Source organism: Gemmata sp. SH-PL17, from assembly GCF_001610855.1.
In the GTDB taxonomy this organism is placed as follows: Bacteria; Planctomycetota; Planctomycetia; order Gemmatales; family Gemmataceae; genus Gemmata; species Gemmata massiliana.
This window is the reverse complement of sequence record NZ_CP011271.1, coordinates 3629202-3653194: the sequence shown is the minus strand read 5'-3', so window position 1 is coordinate 3653194 and position 23993 is coordinate 3629202. Positions and strand designations below refer to the sequence as shown.

At 63.7% G+C, this 23993-nt stretch carries 21 protein-coding genes; 12 read left to right on the top strand and 9 right to left on the bottom strand.

Features of this window, described 5'->3' with window-relative positions; all coding sequences use genetic code 11:
* The first annotated feature begins 156 nt into the window (after nucleotides 1–156).
* The 8 genes from VT84_RS15275 (at nucleotide 157) to VT84_RS42265 (ending at nucleotide 7179) form a co-directional block, all read left to right on the top strand.
* Complete coding sequence (locus VT84_RS15275) at nucleotides 157–1581, top strand: serine/threonine protein kinase (RefSeq protein ID WP_082840155.1); 1425 nt, start codon at nucleotides 157–159, stop codon at nucleotides 1579–1581.
* Nucleotides 1582–1797: 216 nt separating this feature from the next.
* Entirely contained in the window at nucleotides 1798–2235 is a 438-nt protein-coding gene (locus VT84_RS15270; protein WP_052557614.1) for a DUF2784 family protein, read from the top strand.
* Between the two features lie 310 nt (nucleotides 2236–2545).
* Nucleotides 2546–3466, top strand: coding sequence for a transposase family protein (locus VT84_RS15265; RefSeq protein WP_082839812.1), 921 nt, complete (start codon nucleotides 2546–2548; stop codon nucleotides 3464–3466).
* A gap of 43 nt (nucleotides 3467–3509) precedes the next feature.
* Nucleotides 3510–3869 (top strand): hypothetical protein, encoded by a 360-nt coding sequence (locus VT84_RS15260; protein WP_082840154.1) that lies wholly within the window; start codon nucleotides 3510–3512, stop codon nucleotides 3867–3869.
* A 293-nt stretch (nucleotides 3870–4162) separates the two neighbouring features.
* On the top strand, nucleotides 4163–4471 hold the full coding sequence (locus VT84_RS15255; RefSeq protein ID WP_052557618.1) for a DUF1501 domain-containing protein: 309 nt from the start codon (nucleotides 4163–4165) through the stop codon (nucleotides 4469–4471).
* A 323-nt stretch (nucleotides 4472–4794) separates the two neighbouring features.
* A complete protein-coding gene (locus tag VT84_RS15250; RefSeq protein WP_052557619.1) occupies nucleotides 4795–5325 on the top strand; it encodes a hypothetical protein in 531 nt (176 codons plus the stop codon).
* Nucleotides 5326–5633: 308 nt separating this feature from the next.
* Nucleotides 5634–6752, top strand: coding sequence for an ISAs1 family transposase (locus VT84_RS15240; protein ID WP_082840152.1), 1119 nt, complete (start codon nucleotides 5634–5636; stop codon nucleotides 6750–6752).
* Complete coding sequence (locus tag VT84_RS42265) at nucleotides 6658–7179, top strand: GNAT family N-acetyltransferase (protein WP_082840151.1); 522 nt, start codon at nucleotides 6658–6660, stop codon at nucleotides 7177–7179. Before VT84_RS15240 ends, VT84_RS42265 begins: the two co-directional genes overlap by 95 nt.
* Nucleotides 7180–7216: 37 nt before the next feature.
* On the opposite strand, the gene VT84_RS38545 is transcribed toward VT84_RS42265, so the two are convergent.
* The 3 genes from VT84_RS38545 to VT84_RS15225 all read right to left on the bottom strand — a co-directional run bounded on the left by VT84_RS38545 (nucleotide 7217) and on the right by VT84_RS15225 (nucleotide 11767).
* Entirely contained in the window at nucleotides 7217–7375 is a 159-nt protein-coding gene (locus tag VT84_RS38545) for a hypothetical protein (protein ID WP_157469515.1), read from the bottom strand.
* Between the two features lie 52 nt (nucleotides 7376–7427).
* Nucleotides 7428–9509 carry a serine protease gene (locus VT84_RS15230; protein WP_052557623.1) on the bottom strand — a complete coding sequence of 694 codons (2082 nt, stop codon included), beginning with the start codon at nucleotides 9507–9509 and terminating at the stop codon, nucleotides 7428–7430.
* A gap of 173 nt (nucleotides 9510–9682) precedes the next feature.
* A complete protein-coding gene (locus VT84_RS15225; RefSeq protein WP_082840150.1) occupies nucleotides 9683–11767 on the bottom strand; it encodes a HEAT repeat domain-containing protein in 2085 nt (694 codons plus the stop codon).
* Between the two features lie 70 nt (nucleotides 11768–11837).
* Here VT84_RS15225 and VT84_RS15220 point away from each other — a divergent pair, with 70 nt between their 5' ends.
* Both VT84_RS15220 and VT84_RS15215 read left to right on the top strand, forming a co-directional pair.
* A complete protein-coding gene (locus VT84_RS15220) occupies nucleotides 11838–13385 on the top strand; it encodes a reverse transcriptase domain-containing protein (RefSeq protein WP_162271716.1) in 1548 nt (515 codons plus the stop codon).
* Nucleotides 13382–14359: a formylglycine-generating enzyme family protein gene (locus VT84_RS15215; RefSeq protein ID WP_082840148.1), complete on the top strand. Its 978-nt coding sequence runs from the start codon at nucleotides 13382–13384 to the stop codon at nucleotides 14357–14359. Before VT84_RS15220 ends, VT84_RS15215 begins: the two co-directional genes overlap by 4 nt.
* A gap of 124 nt (nucleotides 14360–14483) precedes the next feature.
* Here the strand turns inward: VT84_RS15215 and VT84_RS15210 are convergent, their stop codons facing one another.
* From VT84_RS15210 to VT84_RS15200, 3 genes are all read right to left on the bottom strand, one after another.
* Nucleotides 14484–15812 carry a PQQ-binding-like beta-propeller repeat protein gene (locus tag VT84_RS15210; protein ID WP_082840147.1) on the bottom strand — a complete coding sequence of 443 codons (1329 nt, stop codon included), beginning with the start codon at nucleotides 15810–15812 and terminating at the stop codon, nucleotides 14484–14486.
* A gap of 52 nt (nucleotides 15813–15864) precedes the next feature.
* Nucleotides 15865–16389 (bottom strand): AAA family ATPase, encoded by a 525-nt coding sequence (locus VT84_RS15205; protein ID WP_082840146.1) that lies wholly within the window; start codon nucleotides 16387–16389, stop codon nucleotides 15865–15867.
* 151 nt (nucleotides 16390–16540) lie between these two features.
* Nucleotides 16541–17092: a thioredoxin family protein gene (locus VT84_RS15200; protein WP_162271715.1), complete on the bottom strand. Its 552-nt coding sequence runs from the start codon at nucleotides 17090–17092 to the stop codon at nucleotides 16541–16543.
* A 148-nt stretch (nucleotides 17093–17240) separates the two neighbouring features.
* Here VT84_RS15200 and VT84_RS15195 point away from each other — a divergent pair, with 148 nt between their 5' ends.
* The gene (locus VT84_RS15195) at nucleotides 17241–19574 is read left to right on the top strand and encodes an FdhF/YdeP family oxidoreductase (protein WP_082840144.1); all 2334 of its coding nucleotides are present in this window, start codon (nucleotides 17241–17243) and stop codon (nucleotides 19572–19574) included.
* A 55-nt stretch (nucleotides 19575–19629) separates the two neighbouring features.
* On the top strand, nucleotides 19630–20454 hold the full coding sequence (gene fdhD, locus VT84_RS15190) for a formate dehydrogenase accessory sulfurtransferase FdhD (RefSeq protein ID WP_082843301.1): 825 nt from the start codon (nucleotides 19630–19632) through the stop codon (nucleotides 20452–20454).
* Between the two features lie 411 nt (nucleotides 20455–20865).
* Here the strand turns inward: fdhD and VT84_RS15185 are convergent, their stop codons facing one another.
* The 3 genes from VT84_RS15185 to VT84_RS15175 form a co-directional block, all read right to left on the bottom strand.
* A complete protein-coding gene (locus tag VT84_RS15185) occupies nucleotides 20866–21207 on the bottom strand; it encodes a hypothetical protein (RefSeq protein WP_052557637.1) in 342 nt (113 codons plus the stop codon).
* 118 nt (nucleotides 21208–21325) lie between these two features.
* Nucleotides 21326–22429, bottom strand: coding sequence for a DUF2252 family protein (locus VT84_RS15180; RefSeq protein ID WP_157469513.1), 1104 nt, complete (start codon nucleotides 22427–22429; stop codon nucleotides 21326–21328).
* Nucleotides 22430–22456: 27 nt separating this feature from the next.
* Complete coding sequence (locus tag VT84_RS15175; protein WP_082840143.1) at nucleotides 22457–23782, bottom strand: DUF1501 domain-containing protein; 1326 nt, start codon at nucleotides 23780–23782, stop codon at nucleotides 22457–22459.
* Nucleotides 23783–23993 lie beyond the last annotated feature (211 nt).

The window sequence follows — 23993 nt, the reverse complement described above, 5'->3', positions numbered from 1 at the left end:
CGCGCCCTCAATTTTTCTCGCAGCCCCTTAACTTCCGTTCACGCCTGAATCGACTGCCGACGCAGATGTGACAACTGCGTTGGCCTGGGGCGAGTTCGCGACCTAGAGTTGGACGCCACACCCCGTCCCGGTTGGGACGTCGAGCGAGCGTAATCAATGATCGGCCGCGTATTCATGGGTCGTTACGAGACCAGGAGGCAGCTCGGCGAGGGCGGCATGGGGAAGGTGTACCTCGCGCGCCAGATCGATCTGGGCCGCGAGGTCGTCGTTAAGGTAATGCACGAGCAGATCGCGGCGGACCCGAAGTTCCGCGACCGGTTCCAGCGCGAAACACTTCTCATGGCCCGGTTCCAGCACCCCGGTGCGGTCACGCTCTACGACGCGACCCTCGACGACCCGCTCGGGCCGTGCATCGTGATGGAATACGTGAAGGGCGTGAACCTCGAATCGCTGCTCGCGAAGAACAAGCGCATGAGCGCGCCGCGCGTGGGCCGCATCATCGGCGAACTGTGCGAGGTGCTCCAGGCCGCGCACGAAGAGGGCATCATCCACCGCGACCTGAAGCCCGCGAACCTCATGATCCTCGACGCGGACACCCCGCGCGAGCGCATCAAGGTGATGGACTTCGGCCTCGCGAAGCTGGTCGAGGGCGAACCGACCTCGCACAAGGTGACCGACACGAACGTGGACTTCGCCGTCGGCACGCCCGGGTACATCTGCCCGGAGCAGGTGCGCGGCGAGGAAATGGACCACCGCGGCGACCTGTACAGCGTCGGCGTGATGATGTACGAGCTGCTCACCGGCCGGCTCCCGTTCAACGGGCCGACCAGCATGGACATCCTGCTCGCGCACGCGACCGAGTACGCCCCCACGTTCGCGGAACTGGGACTGAGCGGGTGGGTTCCGAGCGAGATCGAGGAACTGGTCTTCGACACGCTCGCCAAAGATCCGGACGACCGACCGCAAACCGCCCGCGCCCTCGCGGAGCGGTTCGACACGGCCCTGAACCGGGCACAGGTGAAAGCGGAAGCACGCGGGTCGCGCCTCGTATCGATCCCGGCCCCCGGTTCGGGCGTCAAAACTCCTGGTTCGGGTATCAAGGCCCCGGGGCCGAAGTCCTCGTACCCCGGGTTGCCGATCTCCGCGGTCAACACCCCGCCGCCCGCGACGTCCGCGACGCCGACGCACATCAGCGGTTCGCGCGAACAGGCCGCGCTCCCGTTCCACATGGAAGCGTGGATGCCGGAGCAGATCGCTATTGTGAAGCTCCGCGGGTTCGTTCACGACGCCGGCGGTGAAGTGGTAGAAAGCGTCCCGGGGCTGATTAAGGTTCGGCTCGGCGGGCAGAAGGCCCCGGCCGGCGGGGCACTGTCGTGGCTCGGGCTGCGCCGCGCGTCCAACCCGATCGACGTGGAACTGCACCTGCACCACCTCGACCCGGCGAAAGAGAACCACCTCACGGTCCACGTCCTGTTCCGCCCGTCGCACCCGGCGCTGCTCACCGACCGCAACTGGCGCCAGCGCTGCACGCAGGTGTTCGTAGAACTCCGGTCGTACCTGATGGGCCGCTCTCCCGAGTGAGCAGAAACAGCAACAGAAAGAACCGTAGATTACGCAGATCACGCGGATCAGAACTGGGGAGAGTGACCATCGCTCTTCGGTTCTATCCGCGTGATCCGCGATTCGTGCTCGTTGCTTCGCAAGCACATTCACGGGAATAAATCCTTTCGGCCCGGGATCATATCCAACAGACAGCACGTCTGCTCACGCAACACCCAACGATACAAGAGGTGCCCTATGTGGTACGGCCTTGCCGCCGACGCCGTTGTCGCCGTTCACGTCGCTTACGTCGCGTATGTGGTTCTCGGCCAAGCCGCCGTCATCGTGGCCGCGCCGTTCCGGTGGCAGTGGGCTCGGAACCCGTGGTTCCGGTTCTCGCACCTTACCGCGATAGCCATCGTCGGATACGAGGAAATTCGCGGCCTCCGGTGCCCACTGACCGTGTGGGAAGAGCAGTTCCGCGGGCTCGCGGGCCAAACCTACAACGTCAGCGAAACGTTCATGGGCCGGCTGATGCACGACCTGCTGTTCATCGATGGCAAGCCGGACATCTTCTTCACGACGGTCCACCTCGCCATGCTGGTATTGGTCGTTCAGGCGCTCGTCATGTACCCGCCGCGATGGTTCCGGTTCGGGCGCGCCCCGAAAGTGGCTCTCGCACCTGCCGTCGCGTAACCCCAACTCAGCCGTCGGTAGTCGAACGTGCGAGCGAAGCAACCGCGTCCGTTGTCGCTGTAAATGCGGCGACAGTAGGCACGGCCGAAACAGTCGTGTGGGGAAAGTTGGCGCGGGCGGGCTGCTACCCATCGGTGCAAACGACGGCACGATCTCCACATCCGTGAGGCGCGGCCATGAGAGCCATGCGAATCTTCATCGGCGTGCTACTCATGCTGGGTACCGCGTGTCTGCTGTTCAATAGACCGCATTCACGATAGGTGTGAATTCGTAGTGTAGGTGTACGAACCTGGCCCTCGTGGATACTCCGATGATCGCGCGTCTGGATCACTTGCGGAAGCACCCGATCGTGTTTGAGCACCTGACGGGATTGCCCGTAGCGGTGTTCGACGCGCTGGCCGCGGACCTGGTTCCGGCGGTCGAAGCGGGGCACCGCAAGGGGCTCGAGCGACCCAACCGTCAACGCGCGGTCGGGGGCGGCGACAACTTCGATCTGAGCACCGCGGACCAACTGCTGCGGACGGTCATCTGGTTGCGCCAGTACCCGACCAACGAGGTGCTCGGGTTCCGGTTCGGGGTGTCCGACTCGACCGCCAGTCGGGTGCGGACCCGGTGCGTGCCGGTGTTGGAGCGGGCCGGTCGGGACACGATGCGGATGCCGGACCCGGGTGCCCCGCGCCGCAAGCGGTTGCCGGCCCTGTTGAATGACACCCCGGGGCTCGCGGTGGTGATCGACAGCTTCGAGCAGCGGACCCAGCGCCCCAAGAGGCGTCAGCGGGCGTACTACTCGGGCAAGAAGAAGGCCCACACGCTCAAGAGCCAGGTGGCCGTGGACGAGAGCTCGGGACGGATCGTAGACGTGTCCGACTCGGTGCCGGGGCCGTGGGCGGATATCAAGCGGCTCAAGAAGTCACGGCTGCTGAAGCGGCTCCCGAAGGGGGTCGGTGGGATCGGTGATCTGGGTTACGTCGGGATGGGTGCGTTGCACCCGACGGGGTTGGGAGCGGCGCCGCGCCGCAAGCCGCGCGGGCAGGAGCGCCCACCCGAGGATCGGAAGTACAACCGGGCATTCAGCCGCCGTCGGATCGTAGTCGAGCACGCGATCGGGCGGTTGCGCCGGTTCCGCGCGGTGGCGCACGTGAACCGCCACGCCCGAGCCGGTCACGCGGCACGGGTTCGAGCCATCGCCGGGTTGGTCAACCGCATGCACGACCACCGAAACGCTTCCTGAGCACTCACGGGGAGGGGGACCAAACACCCCACCCTTATCGTGAATGCGGTCTATTGGCTTCGCCTTCGCCACGCTCTCGGCGGGCGGTCTGGAAAAAGGTAGCCCGGAGTGGTGGCCGACGGTCCTCGGAGTAATGTTCGAGGAACCAGAAACCTTCATACTCATAGCGGGGATGATGGGCGGCATTGGCCTCTGCCTCTACCGCCCGGAGATGACGCGGACTGAGGGGAGACTGATGGCCGTGACCGGAGTCATTCTCCTGGGACTATTCCTGCAAGCAGCCAGCCGGGAGCGACAGTGGATGGAAAGCCGCACCCCAAATCCCGATGGGACGAGGCACATCGTGAAGAAGTACCGCAACTGGTTCGGCCAGGGTCGGACGGTCGAGATCGACGAGCCGTAGGGGGCAGCGGTGGGCCGCGGGAGGTAGCTTCTGGAACTCGGCGGCGCTCGGCGGTGCCTTTGCATCGTGATCGTGAGGCGTCGCCGTCGAACTTGTAGGCACCCGAAGGAACCCGGTCCCGTTACGCCGAGCGATCTCGGGAAGCGCCCCGGGGCGAAGTAACCGTGGCGCCCGGGCGCCACGATGACGGAACCAAGGCGGTCGTTCGCTACGCTACTTCACGAACTTCTTGGCCTGGTTCGGTTCGGCGGTCAGCTCGAACGGTTCCAGTTCCGTCGGCTTCGACCACCGTCATGTGGACGGGCGAGTTCGGGCGCCTGCCGATCTCGCAAGGCTCGGACGGCCGCGACCACAACCGACACGCCTTCTCGCTGTGGCTGGCGGGCGGCGGGTTCAAGTCGGGCTACGTCCACGGCGCGACCGACGACTTCGGGTACAAGTCGGTAGACAAGGTCGTCCGCGTGTCCGCGTTGCACGCCACCCTGCTCCACGCGCTCGGCCTGGACCACACGAAGCTGACCTTCCCGCACGAGGGCCGCGACGACACGCTGACCGATGCCGCGGTCACGCGCGCCGAGGTCGTCGAAGACCTGCTGGCCTGAGTACCGCCCGGAGCAACGGTTAGTAACGCGGGCGATTTCGCCCTGCGTTTGCAGTAGTTGTTTTTGGCGCCCCAACAGCAAAACCTCGAAATTCTCCTCAAAAAGTAATGTGGTTGGGTGTTTTTGAACATTCGATTCAGGCATCAAGGGTAACTTCCCTTTTGCCGGTGTGCAGATCGAACCAAAACGTCGTTATTTGTGTCCGGCTATTCTTGCACACCGGCCAATTGGACTGTAAGATTACGTCCCATTTTGGTATTCTTTCAGTGTAGACCACAGCAACCCTACAAACACTCACTTGGTAGGTGAGAAAGGAGGCGAAGATGCTGACGACTTACGATATCGATGCCGTGCGCCGCTTCGCCGACGAAGTACGAAGTCAGCGACTTGAGTGCAGCGACGAAGGGACATTCTGCAGCGATTTCGACCAATACATTCACTGCCTTGCCACTGTTTGCGAACAGTGGCTTGATGCGTTGGAGAATTGGGTGTACGCCGTGTTCCGAGGCCGTGTGGAATTCGACCCCGCTGTAGAACACTGTTTCAAAGCTAACTTAAAGAGCGCAGCTGGTGATGCTCGGCCGCACGTCGAACACGGGCGAGAGGTAGAGTCCGAGTGTCACAGTTTGGCGCGTTTAAACGACCTGGATAGGAGTGTGCGCCGAATCGACTCCCTATTGAAGTACTGGATCAGTCCGCAACGGTCTGTTACTCCAGCAGCCCGTGTCCCAATAAACGATGCGGCTGAAAAGGAAATTGTTGAGCAGTTACAGAAGCTTGTGCCGCTGCCTACAGAGTGGGAACCATCGGATAAACGACAGTTGCGACTTTTCCGCAATCCCCCTACGACGTGAATTTTCTGGGGAGGGATCTTGCCTCCCCAGAGGTAACGAGCATTTCATGAATCCCGCCCTTCCAACACGCCCCCTTCTTGCCGTGACATTGGCTCTGAACAGCGACGAATTTCGTAGCATTCAGAATTGGAATTATCCTGCCGAACCATTCTACGTTGACCAAGTCAAGCGTGCTCTTCAAAACGATATTCCACAGTTGGTAATACACCGCGATTGCTCCATCTGGGGGTATTCCAGGGTCAACGCATCTTGAAGTACTGACGGTATAGGTCTTTAGCTATAGATCGGTGGGAACCCGGAGGCCCGCCATGCCGGATCAGGAACTTGGTTTCATTCGCTACTTCGCGGCGTTGCCAGACCCGCGCGTGAACCGGACCAAGAAGCACGCACTCTCGGACATCCTCGGCGTGACCCTGTGCGCGGTCATCTGCGGGGCCGACAGTTTCGAGGAGATCGAGCGGTTCGGCGAGGCGCGGGAACCGTGGCTCAAGCAGTACTTCGCGCTCCGGAACGGGATCCCGAGCCACGACACCTTCAACCGGGTGCTCGCGGCGCTCGACCGCAAGGTGTTCGCCGCGTGCTTCGGGCACTGGATGGCGGACCTGAATACGGCCACCGGGCTCAAGGCCATCGCCATCGACGGCAAGGCGTGTCGGGCGGCACCCGGTGACACGTTCAGCGGGTGCCTGCACCTGGTCAGCGCGTGGGCCACCGAGAACGGGTTGATCCTGGGTCAGGAGGCGGTGCCCGATAACGGCCACGAGATCACCACGATCCCGGTGCTGTTGAAGGCGTTGGACCTCACGGGCGCGGTGGTGACGATCGACGCGGCCGGGTGCCAGAAGGCGATCGTCGAGCAGATCCGTGAGCAGGGCGGGGACTACGTGGTAACGGTCAAAGGGAACCAACAGACGTTGCACCGGGCCGTTGCGGCGGCGTTCGAGAAGTCGGGCGAGACCGAGTGGGCCGGGTGCGACATGCGTGCGTCGGTCGAGGACGGGCACGGTCGGCACGAGGAGCGCTACGTGACGGTGATCAAGAGCCCCGAGGGGTTGCCCGCGGGTTGGACGGACGTGGGCGCGGTCGTGGCGGTCGGGCGCGAGCGGGCCGCGAACGGGAAGAACGCGAGCACGTGCCACTTCTACCTCACGAGCCTGCGCGGGACGGCCGAGGAGTTGGGTGGCTACGTTCGAGGCCACTGGGGCGTGGAGAACGGTCTGCACTGGTGCCTCGACATCGCGTTCCGAGAGGACGAGAATCGGACCCGCGACACCAACGCTGGTGCCAACTTGGGTGTGGTCCGACGAGTAGCCGCTTCGCTCCTGAAGCAAGATGCCAAGCGTGGCAGCATCAAGGCCAAGAGGCTCAACGCCGCGTGGGATCAAGATTACCTCAAACAGATTCTACAAGGATTCAGAGACAATTAGATGCGTTGGCCCTGGGGGGTATTCTGATCCGCCGTTGGGCAAAGAGTTTGTTGGTTTTGGTATCCTCCAAATAGAGGAGCATTACTCAAATTACACGGGCGGGCTTCCGCATTGTTACATCCCCCTACTTTCCGTCAAACCAGGGATAAAAAGCATGGGGTATGGGAAATCGATTGTGGACCATCTCATCGCAGAAGCAGCCTTAAATGTTCGCGACTTTGAGGGTTACGTTTCGAGTTACCTATTTCTCGATGTGTACGTAGCCAACGAGCCCGCCATTCGACTTTATCGAGATAAATGCCAATTCGTCGTGTTGAATCCAAACAATCCAATTTCTGACCCCGATGAGCACAACGAACCTTATTTCGTCATGGCACGAAACGTTGCCCTATCTGAAAAGGTAGTCCCCGCTCCAATGCCTTCATGAATTCACGTTGTGTTTTTTCGGAGTACCGAATGAGGTTCTACTTCCAGTTCTCCAGAAATTCGAGCAGGCCCGCGGCCTCTTGGGACGACAGGCCGCTCATCTGACCTTCGTCAGCGACACGCGCGGTGGTTCGTCGCGCGAACGGGTTCAGCAGGCTGCCGAGCAGTTCGGGCCGCGTGCGCGCCTTGCCGATCACCGAGAGGTCCGAGCCGTGGGCCGTTCCGCGGCCGCCGGACCAGGTGCCCGATTCACTTCGGAATCGGTTCTACTCCGCCAATCGCCTCAAGTTCGGCGATTCCCGCTCGCAAGAGTTTCAACCGTTCTCGATCGTTCTGCGCAGAAGTCGCGGACTTGAGCAGATCAGCGATCATGCGCCGCGTCTTCAGGTCGCGTGCCCCCTTCTCGATTGTGTTGAGTGCCTTCGTGAGCCATTCCGACGCAGTACCCGGCGAGTTGGGGAACTTTTGCTCCAGTACGTCCGCGTGGTTGGCCACCAGTTTCGCGACCGACTTGATCCGGCCGGAATCTGTTCGCACCGAGTCGCTGAACGCGGTTGCGGCCTTGGTGTCATCACCCAACCCCAAAAACGCGCGGGCCAATCCTTCGCGTGCGTCGGTGTCCGCGGGGTACACATCCAGAACTCGCTCCAGATCCCCGCGTGCCTTACGAAAATCCTTCGTGCCAATCGCGAGTACAGCCCGGCGGACCAGAACGTCGCGGTGAAACGGTCCCTTCTCAACGGCCGTATCGAGTTCCGCTAATGCCGCTTCTGGCTCGAACATGCGCGCCCGACAGAGACGCGCTTCCACACAACTGGCGTCGAGCATCACCGCGTGATCGCAGTCGCGTTTCGCTTCTGCGAACCGCCCCGCAGACCGGTGGTGTTCCGCCCGCAGACCGAATCCGCGGGCAAGTAATCGCGCTTGGTGAGCGGGGATGGATTCAATGCAGGCGAGCAAGCCGGTTAGCGTGCGCGCGGGACGATCACGCAACGCGACATCCAGAAACGCTCGAATCTCGTCCGTTGTTGCAGCATACCCGACTTGCTGCGCCCCTTCGCGCGATGCCAGCGCCCCGACCAGTTCCCCGCGAACATTCACCAGCGGCCCGCCCGGAGAGCCCGCCTGAGCAGGCAACTGCCCCACGAGCACGTTCACCGCAGGGGCCTTCTCGCCGACATCCAGCGTCACGCGCCCGCGCTGCCGAACGGAGCCGTTAGCGTACACCCACGCGAACTCCAACCCGCCGGGGTGACTCATCGCGTGGAGCGCATCGCCCGGCTTCGGCACGCGGGCCGCAAGCGAGAGCGGTTTCATGTGGTCCGAACCGGAATCGAGTCGAATGAGGGCCAGATCGCGTGTCGCGTCGCGTGCGAGAACGACACCGCTGCGATACGCGGCGCGAAGGTGCAGCGCGAGTGGGTCGCGATACGCACCGCGCTCGCTCACCCAACGATCACCATCGCGCAGCGGAAGGGCCACGCCGACACGATCCATCACGGTCAGTCCGCGCGCGCACGTGAGGACAAGGTCTTTCTCGATCAGCGCGCCAGCCATGTGAACGTCAGTCGCCGTGGGCCGAATCCACACGGTCGCCCGCGTGAGCGCCTCGGCAATCACGACTGGTTCAGCGTCCCGGACCTGCTTCGGGGGTGCATTCAGGAAGGTCCGGATGTCACTCGCCGAGATCACGATAGCCGCGAGCGGACATGCTCGGCGCAATGCGCAATCCATGCCAACGACTTCACCGCGCGCGTTGAACACCGGTCCGCCGGAATCGCCCTCGTCCGTGGAGAATTGAGCCACAAGCGCGCTCGCCCCCAGCGCGAGTTTCTTCCCGCGCCAGAAGTATCCGTCCGAGAGTTTGCCGCTCGTGCGCAGTGGGCCGACGGTCGTGTTCCAGATCGTATCGATGTCGATCCGGTGCCCGATCACGCGAAGCCAATCGCCCGTTTGCGGTACTCGTGCCGAAAATACAACGGCTTTCGCACCTTTGGGAAGTGATTCAAGCTCCACGAGTGCGAGGTCGAATTCGTCCGAAGTTTTCAGCACCATGCCCGAAACGAATAACCCGCTTTCGCGAAGCTTCGGTCGGTTACGAAGGTACTCGCGCCGGTCCGTAACGAGTTCCCCGTCACGGTACCAGGGGAGGAACACATCGACCTTCTTGCGGTCCGCGACGACGTGCCGACAGGTGACGAGCAGGCGCTTCTGGACGTCAACGACGAACCCGCTCCCCGCACCGTCGTTCTCCGCACGCACCCACGCGCACGACGCCAACGGATCATTTACCGACGCCGTACCGAGAACGAATGTAAGTGCGAGTAGCATGCGTTCCAGAGTAACCGATGGAGTGTCTGTGGCACACGTGTTCTCGAACCACTCTGCTCTCGGTCTTCTGCCCTCTGCTCTCGGTCTTCTGCCCTCTGCTCTCGGTCTTCTGCCCTCTGCTCTCGGTCTTCTTTTGTGCTCTTTGTGCCTTTTTGTGGCCAATCCGTCTTTCTTCACACTTCTGCGCGGACCGTCTTGCGGAAGATCGTGTCTTCGCGGTACATCCACTCACCGCGTTTGAGCAGTCGTTCGCGCACGTCGTCGGGCAGTTCCGGATTGCGAAGTGCGTCGAGGTTCTCTTCCAGGTATTCCATCGTTGACGGTGCTGTGAAGCACGCCGACACGCCGGGCGTGTTCAGTGTGTACCGGAAGCAATCACTCGGACGGAACGACGGATCGAGCAACCGGCCGTAGCACGTGTTGTTGAACGTGAAGATCGACGTGCCGCGTTCTTGCGCGAACGGGAACACTTCGGTTTCTGCTTTCCGGTGCGCGGCGCTGTGGCGCACCATAACCGGGTTCCAGCCTTCAATGATTGCGTCGCGTGCGATCCCGCGGTTGTGCGTCGAGAGCCCGAACACTTGCACTAAGCCATCCCGTTTAAGCGCTTCGAGTTCCTCGCGCACGTCCGATGTGATCCTGCGCCACGACTGCGTCCAGAAGATCAGGAAGATACTGAGGCGTTCCAGCTTCATGTTGCGGAGGGCACGCTCCACGTCTTTGCGGATCTTCGCCGGGTCCGCCTCGAAGGTGCCCACTAGCATGTGGACCCCGCGCCGATCGCTCGGCGAGAGCCGCGTCATGAACCGCGTGAGCGTGGCGTAGTTCGGCTCCCAGAAGAACAGGTTCACCCCCTGCTCCGCCGCCCGCACGTACCCCTCTACGGGCAAGCCGTAGTGCCCGGACACGCCGAGGGGCGATACGATCGGCCCGCCGGGTCCGATTTGTCGCGGGCGCACGAGCGTGATTGGTGGCAATGCCAGCGGTTCCGCAGCCACACGCGGAGTTACGGGTGGTTTCCAGGATGTTTCGGGGGCGAGTTTCCACACCGGAACGCGACACATCTTCGCGGCCCGTGATAGCACGAACCAGGACGTTTCGAGCGAGGGAGTTTCAACCAGTTCTTTGGCACGATCGGGCGTCAGCGCCGCGGCGCGTGCGTGCGGGTGATCGGGTACAAATGGCGGCGCGACATAGGGGTTTGGCGGAGGGGTATCGGACTTCAGTCGCTCCAATTCCGCGCGGACATCTTCTGCGGGAAACGCTTCACCCGCCTGCGCCGCGGCCCATGCTTGCGCAGTTATCTGAGAATACCCCGGGAGCGTTTCGAGTACAGGCGGAAGCACGGATGGACGGCACAGAATAAACTTCGCAACTTCTTCAATGCGATCGAGTTCGACGCCCCGCGTAAGTGCATCGAGTACGGGCGCGGTGTCTTCACGCGGGTCGCCGAGCGAGCCGATTGCCCCCTCCCATTGCTCCGGGGTACCGTCTTCACGCAGCGCGAGAATCACCCATGCTCGAACGCGCTCGTCGGGGTGGTTCACGAGGCGAACGAGCGTGTTGAGCACGGCGCGTCGACCGATCTGGCCGAGCAGTTCCAGGTTCCGCGCGAGTACCGCGGGATCCCAGTCCCAGAACGGGCACCACGATTGCGGATCGTTCGTGGTTCGCTCGGCGGGTACATCGCCCGTCCAGCTATAGAGCAGGTAGTCGCAGAGTCGGGTCGCGTGTGGTGCGGGGGTGAGTAGAAGACCGAGCACACGTTCCCGGTTACCCAGATCGCGCCCCCATTCTTCGAGCCACTGTCCGAGTGCGTAACGCACCCGCCAGTGCGGATCGTTCGATGCGGGTACCAACAGTTCGCGTTGCTCACCTTCAGCCAGTGCGTTCACAGCCGCCCGGCGCACCTGCCAAAACGGGTCCGTGGTAAGCAGCCGAACCAGTTCCCGACTCGTGCCGGGGACCATCTTTCGCCGAACCACCTCGCCCGCGGCCAGAATCCGAATACTCGGGTGCGGGCTACTTAGTGCGCGCACAATCGCATCGCGCACGATCGATGAATCATCATTTTCGAGGCTCCGAACCGCCGCGCTCGCTGCAGTCGCGCTCGTTTCGCGGTTCAGCAGCAGTTCGACCAACCCCTCCCGTTCGGTCACTTCTGTTGTGCCCCGAAACGACTCGGCCGCGGCCGTGTTCAGGTCCGGGTCGAGCAGGGTGTAGGTGCGGGCCAGTGGGTGATCGTTTGGAACGCGCATCGGTGCTTGAGATATTGCGAGGAGTGGGCTACCTTCTATGCACTTATCGAGGGTACGAAGAGGATTCGCAATGTCCGCTCCACGATCCGCCCCGGCGTGGCTGCTCCTGCCACTACCCGCGAACGCGGACGCCGACGCCGGCCTGATCGCGACCATCGAACAGCACTGCGCTAAGTTACCCGGAACGTTCAAGGCGCTCCACACCGCACTCGATCGGGTTCGTGCCCTCGCGAGTTACGAACCGGCCGTGAACCGGGCGAACGAGCTGATTTGGACGCAATTCGACGCGCTCCTCGAAGCCCCCGACAAAAAGGCCCGACTCGAATTCGTTCGCTACGCCCGCGAGCACCTGCCGGAGCGCGCCTGCGCCCGCGTGCTCCGGCGCCTGGCGAAAGACGCGGACATGGAAGTGCGCCGGACCGTGATCCGGGCCGTGCGCAAAGCGAAAATCGAAGAAGTCGCCGTCCCCACCCAGAAGGACGGCGACTGGAACCCGACGGGGTGGCTCCTCCCGAGCGAGGAGTTGAAGATCACCCGGCACAAGCCCGGCACGCGCACCCAGGAACGTAGCGGAGTGCCGATCCTCGGCAAACTCAAGGACGTGCGGAAGCTACTGAACATCAAATCACCGAACCAGCTCGGGTTCTTCCTGCTCGCGAGCGATCATAATAACGGCCCGTACAGCACGCACACGATTCCCAAACACGACGGCACCGACCGGATGATTTGCGCCCCCAAGAAACAGTTGAAGTGGGTGCAGAAGCAGATTCTGAAGCACATTTTGAGCAAGATTCCGCCGCACCCGGCCGCGCACGGGTTCGTCAACGGGCGCTCCACCGTGAGCAACGCGACGCCCCACGTCGGCGCGGAACTGATCGTAAAATTTGACCTCAAGGACTTCTTCCCCACGATCCACTACTTCCGCGTGATGGGGCTGTTCGCGAGCCTCGGGTACCCGGTCGATAATTGCATGTTTGGTACGAAGGACGAAGCCAAACAGGTCGCCCCTGTACTCGCGCGCCTGTGCTGTTACACGCCCGACCCCACGCAATGGGGCACCGCGACGCTCCCGCAAGGCGCGCCCACCTCCCCCGCGATCTCGAACCTCGTGTGCCGGCGGCTCGACGCGCGCCTCACCGGGTTGGCCAAAGCCAACAAGGGCACGTTCACGCGCTACGCGGACGATCTCACCTTTTCGTTCCCGAAGGCGGAGGGACTGAAACTCGGGCGGTTCCGCTGGTGGGTGGATCAACTGTGTCAGCACGAAGGGTTCGTGGTGAACCAGGAGAAGTTCCGCGTTATTCGCGATTCCCAGCGCCAAGTGGTGACCGGGATCGTGGTGAACGACGCCCTCCGGGTGCCGCGCGAACTGCGGCGCGAGCTGCGTGCGATCCTCCACAACTGCGCCACGCAGGACATCGAATCGCAAGCGAAGCGGCACCCGAAGTTCAACGGCAACGTCGCGGCGTTCACGCAATACCTGCGCGGGATCGCGGCCTATCTCAACATGGTGCAGCCCGAGCAAGGCGGTGCCCTGCTCCGCCGCGTCAACGAGCTACTCGGCGGACCGATCGGTGACAGCGACGAAACACCGGACGCGAAAGCGGGTGACGAATGAAACCCGACGACGAAGACGAAACTCCGAGCGCGGACGACGGTGCGCAGTTCCCGTCCGCAAAGGCCATCGGCGAACTGGAAGCTCTCACCAAGAAGAAAGCGAGCGCGGCCCGTGCGCTCGCGGCATGGAAGATCGTTACCGCGGCGTCCACCAATTCCGACGCGCACGCGGTCATGGATTTCGCACGCGACCACGAACTGGTCCAGCCGTGTGAGCACACCGACCCCACGACGCGCGCGAACCTGAGCTGGGTGAACCCGATCGACGGCTCGCAGATGATCTGGATACCCGCGGGCAAATTCACTTACGGGACGGGGGGCGAATCCGCCTACTGCGCCGGGTTCTCACTCGCGCGGTGGCCGGTCACCAACGAACAGTACGCTCAATTCATCGCCGAAACCGGCTACGAGCCGGATCAGGCGCACCCGGACTACGACGCCTACCTCTCGAACTGGACCAGCACCGGCCCGCCCAAAGGTAAGGAGAAGCACCCGGTCACGTTCGTGTCGCTGTTCGATGCGTTCGCGTACTGCAAGTGGGCCGGGTTGGTGATCCCGACAGAATGGATGTGGGAGAAGGCCGCACGCGGAACCGACGGGCGACCGTATCCGTGGGGTACGGGAGCGTTCGGGAACAAGAAACTCGCGCACGTAGAAGCCGCCTCTACGTGCGAGGTCGGCAAGTTCTCACACGTCCGCTCGCCTTACGGCTGCGAGGAGCTAACCGGGAATGTCTCGGAGTGGTGCCAACCCGCAGCGCCGAAAGCCGCGATCGGCGATTTCCCTCCCCTGAACCCGGTCGTTTCGGTCCCCGGCCCCAGCGAAACAGTTGAGACGGGCGTTCGTGGGGCGTGCTACCTGCGCACATCGGCAGAATCGATGAAGAGCAACCACCGCCGGAACCTCTCGGTCGCCCGGCGCAACCAGTGGGTCGGCTTCCGCCCCGCGTGCGTGCTCCCCGTTCGTCCGGCTTAAAAGTTCCCCATTCCAGAGTTCCAGAGTTCCAGAGTTCCAGAGTTCCAAGTTCCAGCAGTTCCAAACCTGAAGCGCCGTACTTCGTTTTTTGGAACTCTGGAACTTGGAACTCTGGAACTTCCATTCACTTCTCTTCGATGCAGTACAGGTACTTTTCGCCGCGCAAGAACAACTGTTTGCCCACTGCGACGGGCGAAGCGTCAATCAGGTCGTTGAGCTTGTTCACCGACAGGACGTCCACACTGTCGCCCGCCTTGAGCACCACCGTTGCCCCGTTACGGTCGACGAAATACACGCGGCCCGCGGCCGTGATCGGCGAAGCGTAGAAGCTCCTCACGGTTGGGAGTTGCTCCTTCTCGACAATGGCCTTGCCCGTTTTCGCATCGAGTACGGTGAGTAGTGCGTCGTTCGCTTGAGTGAAGTAGAGGGAATCGCCGACGAGAACCGGCGATGGCACGTAGGGCGTCCCGGCCGCGTAGCGCCAGTTCACTTTGCCCTTTGTGCCGAGGTCGCCGGTAGACGCGAGCGGCACGGAGAGAGCCATGTACCCACGATACCCGCTCACACAGATGACCGAATCGCCGAACTTTACCGGGGACGGGATCGGGTTCACGGTCATGCCGGCACATTCCCAGATGACCGCACCCGTCGCCAAATCGTAGCTGCGAACGCGCGTCGTGCCGTTCGTAATTACTTGTGTCTTCCCGCCGTGTTCGACGACATAGGGCGTCGACCAGGTGGTCTTCTCTTCGCGCTTCACCACCCACTTCGTTTTGCCGGTGGCCGTATCGAGGCAATGCAGTTTGGAATCCGCCTCCTGGTCAAAGTTCAGGAGCAGCGCGTCCCCGTACACGACCGGCGTGACGGCCTCGCCCCACCCGAGCCGCGTGTGCATGCGCCCCAAATCCGTGCGTTCCCACTTCACGTTGCCGTCGAAGTCCAGGCAGTACGTTCCGAACGACCCGAACGACACGTACAAGAACTTGCCGTCGGTGGTAGGCGAACCAGCCGCGTAGGAGTGCGTCGCGTGGTGCCCCTCGTGCGGAACCATTTCGGCAACGAGTTTCTCCCACTGTTTCTTGCCGTTGGCCCGGTCGAAACACACCACGAAAAACTTGTGGAAGTTCGTCGGCGGATCGGTCTTCACATCGAACCGCGTGTCCGGCTTGGGCATCTCTTCGGGCTTCGCCTTGCGGTCGGTCTTCACCGCGGTCAGAACGAACACACGGTCGCCCCAGACGATCGGCGTGGCCGACCCGCGCCCGGTCAGCTCCGCCTTCCACGAAATGTTGGTCTTCGCGTCCCACTTCACGGGCGGATTCGCGCGCGGAGCGGAGCCGTCGGCGTTCGGCCCGCGCCAGTGGTGCCAGTTCTGTTCCTTCTCTTTCTCGAAGTCCGCGGCGCGAACGGTCGGGACCGACAGAATCAGGGCGATTGCAGCGAAACGGTACACGTGAACCTCCGGTTAGGAGCCGGTGCGACTTAGTGGGAGTGTACGCGGGTGCTCAGTGGCGAGAAAGGTACGCGAGCGCCCGGCTCACGCAATCTTCAAGTGAAAGCGCGCCGGTATCGAGCGTGAGTCGCGGAACGGTGAGCGGTACGGCCGCGGCCCTCACGCCCGCGTACATCTCCGGCGTGCGGTTCCCCGCGGGGTGCGTACCCGCGCGGTGGTCCGCTTCGAGTCGAGCACAAGCCAAAGTATCCGAACACGCGCACTCGATAACCTGAAGCGGCTGGTTGAGCGACGCAGCCAGGGCGATTGGCGCGTCGAGTTGTCCCGGTTTGCTGAACGTGCGCCCGTCGAGAAAGACGGCGCGCCCCGGATCGGCCCTGAGAATGTAGTCGGCCGCACGGTACACCGCGGACATCGCGATTTCGTCCTGCGCGGCCGAATAATCGAGCACACTTGGTGCAAAGAGTGCGGCCCGAACCACATCCTTGCTCAGCACCACACCACCGAGAGCCTCTGCAAGACGTGAGGCGAGCGTACTTTTCCCACTACCGGGCAAGCCGGCCATTGCAATCAGCACCCCGCGTCCTCGCGTGAATCCACAGCTCCCGCAGGTCGAAGCCGACCGTGCCTAATCAGAGACGGTTCACTCCGCCCAGAAATTTCCTCAAAATCCGAGCAGAGTACAGATCGGGTGTCAGACTGCGAGATTGCTGTGTTTCGTGATGTGCTCAGCGGTCGAGGGCGGCTGTGATGCGCGGAAGGGCTGCTGCGAGGCCCGCGTCGATTTCCTCTTTCGCGCGCCGCTGTTTGTCGGCCTCGGTCATCGGGGCCACGGCCGCTACAGGGACCGGCGCCGGGGCCGGAACCTTATTCAGAAATGCAGTGAGTTTCGCGACGTCCGCGAACCCAACGTGCCGGCCGATCACTTTCCCCTCCGCGGTGGCCAGAACCAGCGTGGGGAAGCTATCGATCCCGAGTTTGTCGGTCAATTGCTGGTACTTTTGGGCATCGATCTTTACCGGAATGAACTGCTCGTTGAGCAGTTTCACGACCTTCGGATCGCGGAATGTGGTCGCGTCGAGCTTCTTGCACCAGAAGCACGATTCGGTCCCGAAATCGAGCAGCAGCGCGCGGCCGGTTTCAGTCGCTTCCTTCCGCGCCGCGGCGAAATCAGTGCGCCATTTCACGTCTTGGGCTGATACTGAGCCGGACAAACCCAAGAGCATCGCAAACGACACGAAGGCCCAAACGACCGGTCCCGAGAACAGCATTCGCGACATGTGCGGCATCCTTGCGCGCGTTTCCGAACGCGCGGGGAATAGCCGCCCCTCGTACCCGGGTCAACCCGAACTACCCGGTCCGCGCATTCCCTTCCGCGCGCGAACCGGGTAAAAAGAAGGTACCCTCCGTGCCCGATTAGGGACTGACATGGACCACGAACCGAACCTCTCCACAAGTGGCGGATCCGCAGACCGCCCGCCAGCGCAACCCGCTCCGGAAGCGCTGTGCCCCGAAGAGTTCACCGGGCTGAAGCTCATGGAGCCGAAGTCCGCGGCGGCCGGGGCCACTGCGGTGGCCGTGTCGCTCGGGCACGTGTTCGGCACTGCCGGGTTCCGGCGCGGGCTCCGCGCGCTCACCTTGCTGAACCAGGCACAGGGCGTGGACTGCCCGAGCTGCGCGTGGCCGGACCCGGACGGGCACCGCTCGCTCACCGAGTTCTGCGAGAACGGCGCGAAGGCCATCGCGTGGGAAGCGGACACCCGGCGCCTGACCTCGGAGTTCTTCCGCACGCACTCCATTGATGAACTCGCCAAGCAGACCGACTACTGGCACGGACTACAGGGCCGGCTCACCGAACCGCTCGTGCTGCGCCCCGGAAGCCGACACTACGAACCGATCACCTGGGACGCCGCGTTCCGGCTCGTCGCGGACGAACTCAACGCGCTCGCGTCGCCGGACGAAGCGCTCTTCTACACGTCCGGTCGCACGTCCAACGAAGCCGCGTTCCTCTACCAACTCTTCGTTCGACAGTTCGGCACGAACAACCTCCCCGACTGCTCGAACATGTGCCACGAGTCGTCGGGCAGTGCGCTCACACCGTCGGTCGGCATCGGTAAGGGTACGGTGAAACTCGAAGATTTCGAGAAGTCGCAACTCATACTGATTCTGGGTCAGAACCCGGGTACGAACCACCCGCGGATGCTCACCGCGCTCCAGGCCGCGAAGCGCGCCGGCGCGAAGATCGTAGCGATCAACCCGCTAAAAGAAGCCGGGTTGCTGGCGTTCCGCAACCCGCAGGAAGTCGGCGGGATGCTCGGGTTCGGCACGCCGCTCACAGACCTCTACCTTCAGGTCCGAATCGGCGGGGATCAGGCACTCCTCAAAGGCGTGATGAAAGTGCTCGTCGAGCGCGGAATCGCCCTCGACCGGGTGTTCATCGCCGAAAAAACGGACGGCTTCGATGCGTTCACCGCGACTCTGGCTGAAGCGTCGTGGGAGCAAATCACCGCACAGAGCGGGATCGCGCGCGAAGTGATCGAGCAACTCGCGGACCTGATCGCGGCCAACGAGCGAATCATCGCATGCTGGGCAATGGGCCTCACTCAACACAAGCACGCGGTCGCGACGATCCAGGAACTGGTAAACCTGCTCCTGTTGCGCGGGAGCATTGGCAAACCCGGCGCGGGGCTGTGCCCGGTGCGCGGGCACTCGAACGTGCAGGGCGACCGCACGATGGGCATCTTCGAGCGCCCCGCCGCGTGGTTCCTCGACGCGCTCGGCCGCGAGTTCAACTTCGCGCCGCCGCGCGAGCATGGGTTCGACGCGGTCGAAGCGATCCGCACGATGCGCGACGGGCGCGCGAAAGTGTTCTTCGCGATGGGCGGGAACTTCCTCTCGGCCACGCCGGATACCGAAGTCACCGGATCGGCGCTCAAGAACTGCCGACTGACCGTACACGTTTCCATCAAACTGAACCGCTCGCACCTCGTGACCGGACGCACTGCGCTCATCCTGCCGTGCTTGGGTCGCACCGAGCGCGACACGCAGAATGGAAAAGAACAGTTCGTCACCACCGAGAACTCGATGGGCGTGATCCAGATGTCGCGCGGGTCACTCGTGCCGGCGTCGCGCCACTTGCTCAGCGAGGTGGCGATCGTGGCGCGGCTCGCGGAAGCGACCCTCGGGGCGCGCTCGGCAGTGCCCTGGGGCGAACTCGCGAACGACTACGACCGAATCCGGGAGCGGATCGAGCGCGTGATTCCCGGGTTCCAAGATTACAACGTCCGCGCGCGACACCCGGGCGGCTTCTACCTGCCGAACCCGCCCCGCGAGGGCACGTTCCCCACCGCAACGGGCAAAGCTCGGTTCACCTCGCACCCACTGCACGCGGTCGGGGTCGAACCGGGCCAGTTGGTGATGATGACGATCCGCACACACGACCAGTTCAACACGACCGTTTACGGACTCGACGACCGGTACCGCGGGATCAAGCACGAGCGCCGCGTGGTGCTCATGAACGCGGCCGACATCCACGCCGCGGGTCTCACCGCCGGCGACGTCGTGGACCTGACCGGTCACTACCGTCGCGAGCGGCGCGTGGCCCCGCACTTCATCGTGGTGGAGTACGACATCCCGCCGGGCTGTTGTGCCACGTACTTCCCCGAAACGAACGTTCTGGTCCCGCTCGACAGCACCGCGGACATCAGCAACACCCCGACCTCCAAGTTCGTCGCAGTAACGCTCGCCCGTAGCGCCAACTGATTCTGGTTACGGGTCAGCCCGCTCCCATCTGGGAGCGAAGGACGGTTCGATGCAAATGCGGGACACCAACGACCGCGAAGCGTACCAGCCCGTGCGCGTCCGCACACTCCGGCACGAGGGCGCCGGCACCGAGCGCGCCGACGCGGTCGCGGTCGAAGCCCCACTCGAAGTGCGCATCGGCGGCAAGCCAGTAACTGTGCTGATGCGCACACCGGGCCACGACGAGGAACTGGTGACCGGGTTCCTGTTCGGCGAGGGCGTTATCGCGGACGCGGACGACATCATCTCGATCACTCGGCCCACAGACATAAGCGACGCGGAGCACGGAAACGTTCTGGAAGTGCGGCTGATGGTTTCGCGGCGCGTGTTCGACGGCGATCGCCTGTTTTACAGCAATTCCAGTTGTGGCATTTGCGGGAAAAAATCGATCGCATCGATCGAAGTTCGTGGTACGCCTTCGTGCTCAGACCTCACCGTTTCATCTGCCACACTCGCGGCACTCCCGGAGCGCCTGCGCGCGGCACAACCGACGTTCGCGCGGACCGGCGGGGTCCACGCCTCGGGTTTGTTCGCGGCAGATGGGACGCTCCTCGCAGTGCGTGAAGACGTGGGGCGGCACAACGCGCTGGACAAACTCGTCGGCTGGGCACTGGACCGCGGGGACGTTCCGCTCGCCGATCGCGTCCTGCTGGTATCGGGGCGCGTGAGTTACGAACTGGTACAAAAGGCGGTCGCAGCGGGAATCCCGATCGTCGCCGCGGTGGGGGCACCGTCTTCGTATGCGGTCGAACTGGCCGAACGCTTCGGCATCACACTTGTCGGCTTTCTTCGCGCGTCCGGCATGAACGTGTACGCGCACCCGGACCACATTACCGAGTGAGGAGCGAGATGGGCACCGCCGCTCAAAACGGACGAAGTTGAAGCTCGCGGTTACGACCGCGCTCGTCACGGACTGAAGATTCACCGACCCGGTACGAAGTAGAAGTAGCGTGAAGGGAACGAGGAGCGGTTCGATCGGGCTGCGGTGGAAGGGCTGAACTACCCGCGAGGAGAACGGTCGTGGAAAATTGGGGCTTCGCGGTACTCGTCGCCGTCGTTGTGGTCGGGATCTTCGTGGCCACCCGGTTGGTCGGCAGATCGGGGCGGAACGAGGGAGGTGCTCATGGAGGTGGTTACTCGTCTTCGTCGGTGGACGATCTACCCCCGTGAAGTGCCGCGAATCGAGGGGGCGCCGGACCGGTTCGCGCCCCGTGGCTACGAGGCGGTCCGGCACCCGGATTCAACCGCCGCGTTACTTGCTCCCGCGCCCCATGCTCTTGGCCTTCTTGAGTTTCTTCGGGCGCTCGGCCGCGACCGGCGCAATAACCTTTGGCTTCACGGGCATCTCGCACTCGCCGAATTCGGCCGCCTGCTCGCCCTGCTCCGTGAGCGAGTAGGTCGCTTCAAAGGGATCATCGACCGTTCCGGTCGCGCGAATCATTAACCCCGCCTCAACCATTTCGGTCAAAAAGCTTCCGTCCTTGGTTCTGCGGCTGGGCACCAAGCGCAGGGCGCGCCCGGTTAGTGGCTTCTTGCTCCGCTTGACCGTTCGGAGGCACTGCCAGGTGAAGTGATTGACGGGAAGTACGGGCATGAGGAGATACCGTATTAGAGGAATCGTTCGGCCCGGGGGCGCGAGCGACGAGTCGAGGAGTATTTGAACAAGCGGCACGCCGATACGCAAGCCCGTGTTAGAAATGGTTGTGTTTCTGTCAGCCTTTGGAGTTACGAGCCTGCCGCCACGCCTGCCAGTCGCGTTCCACCGCAGCGGCCGCGTCCTTCGCCGCCCGTTCGAGCCACCCGGCCGGTAACCGCACCACGTGCCGCAGCACCGCGCTCGCGGCCCCCGGGGTGCCCAGGTGAACGTTCGCCGTCTCCGCGCCCATCGCGGTCAGCACGCGCCCGGTGTCGATCTTCTTCAGGTGATCGAGTTCGATCCGGGAGCACCGGGGCGCGAGCCGGCGGAGCACCCAACCGCCCTCGACCCGGTAGAACGGGTCCGGGGCGCGAACGGCCCGCTCGACCACCTCGGCCAGTTTGGACGTCGCGGGTTCCGCGGTCCCCGCCGCCCACTCGGTCGCGGGCGGCGCGATCGCTTTCGCCTCGCGGCACATCCACCCGCCGCGCCACTCCACGAGCGCGACGAACCGCGGGCGCCCCAAGCTCCCCATACCGGCGCGAGCGCGGAACCGGAACGCGGGCGCCCGCGCGTCCGACGGAAGTTCTCGAACGAGTGCGTCACGGGCCGCGGGCGGCGGATCGATCACCGGTTCGTCGAGCAGCTTCGTGAGTTTGGCCCAAAACCGGATCGGGGCACGCTCGCTCGCCATCCCCACGGTCCGGAGGTCGGGGTGGTGTTCTTCGAGCACGAACGGCGTGCCGCCGGCCGCGAGCGCGTCGCGGTAGCCGTCAAGAATCACGCGACAGGCGTCGCTCGTTTTGATGTCGAGGGCGCCGCTCTTGCGCGCGAGGCGGGCGCTGGCCGCGAGCCGGACGAGGTCGCTCGTGTACGGAATCTCGTCGGCCTCGTCGAAATCGTTCACCCCCCAACACAGGCGCCCGTCCACGTCGCGCCACGTCCCGAAGTTCTCGACGTGGAGGTCGCCCACGCCCGCGACGCGGGGCGCCGAGACCAGTTCCGGACACGTCGCGGCCCACACCGCGGGCCAGCGATAATAGGTGCCCCGGAAGAACGGGAACGGGTCGTTGGGATCGGCCATCCGCTCGCGCTTGAACGCGAGGTCCGGGGCGTGCAGCGGAAAGAACCGGGCGAGCCAGGCTTCGTAATCCTGCGTCGCGGCGACGATGTGAATCAAAGGAACCTCGCGCTTCACTGATGTGAGTTAGCTCCCAAACACGGCGCGAACCGGGTCGCCCTCACTCAACCGGAACGGGCGCGCGGTCTGGTCGCGCACCTCGGTCGCGGGGTCGATCCCGAACCGCCAGAACACCGTCGCCGCGAGATCGGCGGGCGTAACCGGGTCGGTCGCAGGGTACGCACCGATCTTGTCACTCGAACCGAACACCGCACCACCCGTCACCCCACCTCCAGCCAGGAGCGCGGTGTAACAGTCCGGCCAGTGGTCGCGCCCGGCGCTGCCGTTGATCTTCGGCGTGCGCCCGAACTCGCCCAGCGCCAGCACCAAAGTCGAATCGAGCAGCCCGCGCGCGTCCAGGTCTTCGATCAGGGCCGACAGCGCTTGATCGGCGGGCGGGATCAATTGACGGTGGCGCGAAAACAGTTTCTCGTGGCTGTCCCAGTTCACGTCCTGGCCGTTGTACTGCCCGTCGAACGCGGTCACGAAGTTCACGCCCCCCTCGACGAGCCGGCGCGCGAGCAAAAGGCTTTGACCCAACAGGTGCCGGCCGTAGCGCTCGCGCACCCGCTCCGGCTCTTTGTGAATATCGAACAGGCGCCGGACCTCGGGGTTCGCCAGGAGCCGCACGGCGCGGTCGCGGCTGATCGCGGCCTGTGCGACCGGACCGGGTAGCGCGGAGCGGTCCAGCCCGCGCAACAGCGCGGCCCGGGCGCCGAGTTCGGTCGTGTTCTCGAAGGCGGCGATGCGGAAGTCGGGCGCGTTCGGGTCGCCGGTTACCTGGAACCGGTCGAACGCCCCGCCGAGCAACCCGGGCGTCTGCCCCGGCAGTTGCACGACGTTGTAGATCGTGTAGGGGAGCGCGACATACGGCAGGCTGTTGGCGCGCGTCCCGAGCGCGAAGCTCACGGCCGAGCCGAGGGTCGGAATGCCGCGCGGGTCGTCCGAGAGCAGTTCCTGGTCGCCGCCCGCGGGCGTGCGCCCGGTGAGCGTTTCGGCCGCCGCGGAGTTGTGGTTCCGCATCGGGTGGTGAACCCCGCGAACCAGCGCGACGCGATCGAGCACGCGCGCCATTTGTGGCAGGTGTTCCCCCACCCGAACCCCGGGAACGGCAGTGGCGATAGCCCGATACTCGCCGCGCACTTCGGCCGGTGCGTTTGGTTTCGGGTCGAACGTTTCGAGGTGGCTCGGCCCGCCGTAGAAGAACACCAGGACGCAGGAGCGAATCGCGCGCTTCGGACCGGCGATAACCGTTGGAGTTACGGCCGTCGCACGCGGCAATCCGTTCAAGCCGGTGCCGAGCGCGCTCAATTCCAGAACGCGCCGGCGAGTGAATCGGGCGTCACCATTCATCGCGTCGGTCCTCTGATCGCGTCGCAGTTCGAGGCCGTTCCGATCGTCTCGCCAATATGGTTGGCCAATTGCACTCGCGCGTCAAATAGGAATCGCCTGAAATCTCGCGCGACAAAGAGGTTCCGCCCCGCACCAGTGTTGGGCGGAACAGCAGAAAAATTGAGCGTATGAAAACACCAACGCCCGACACCAGAACGGCGCCGGGCGAAAT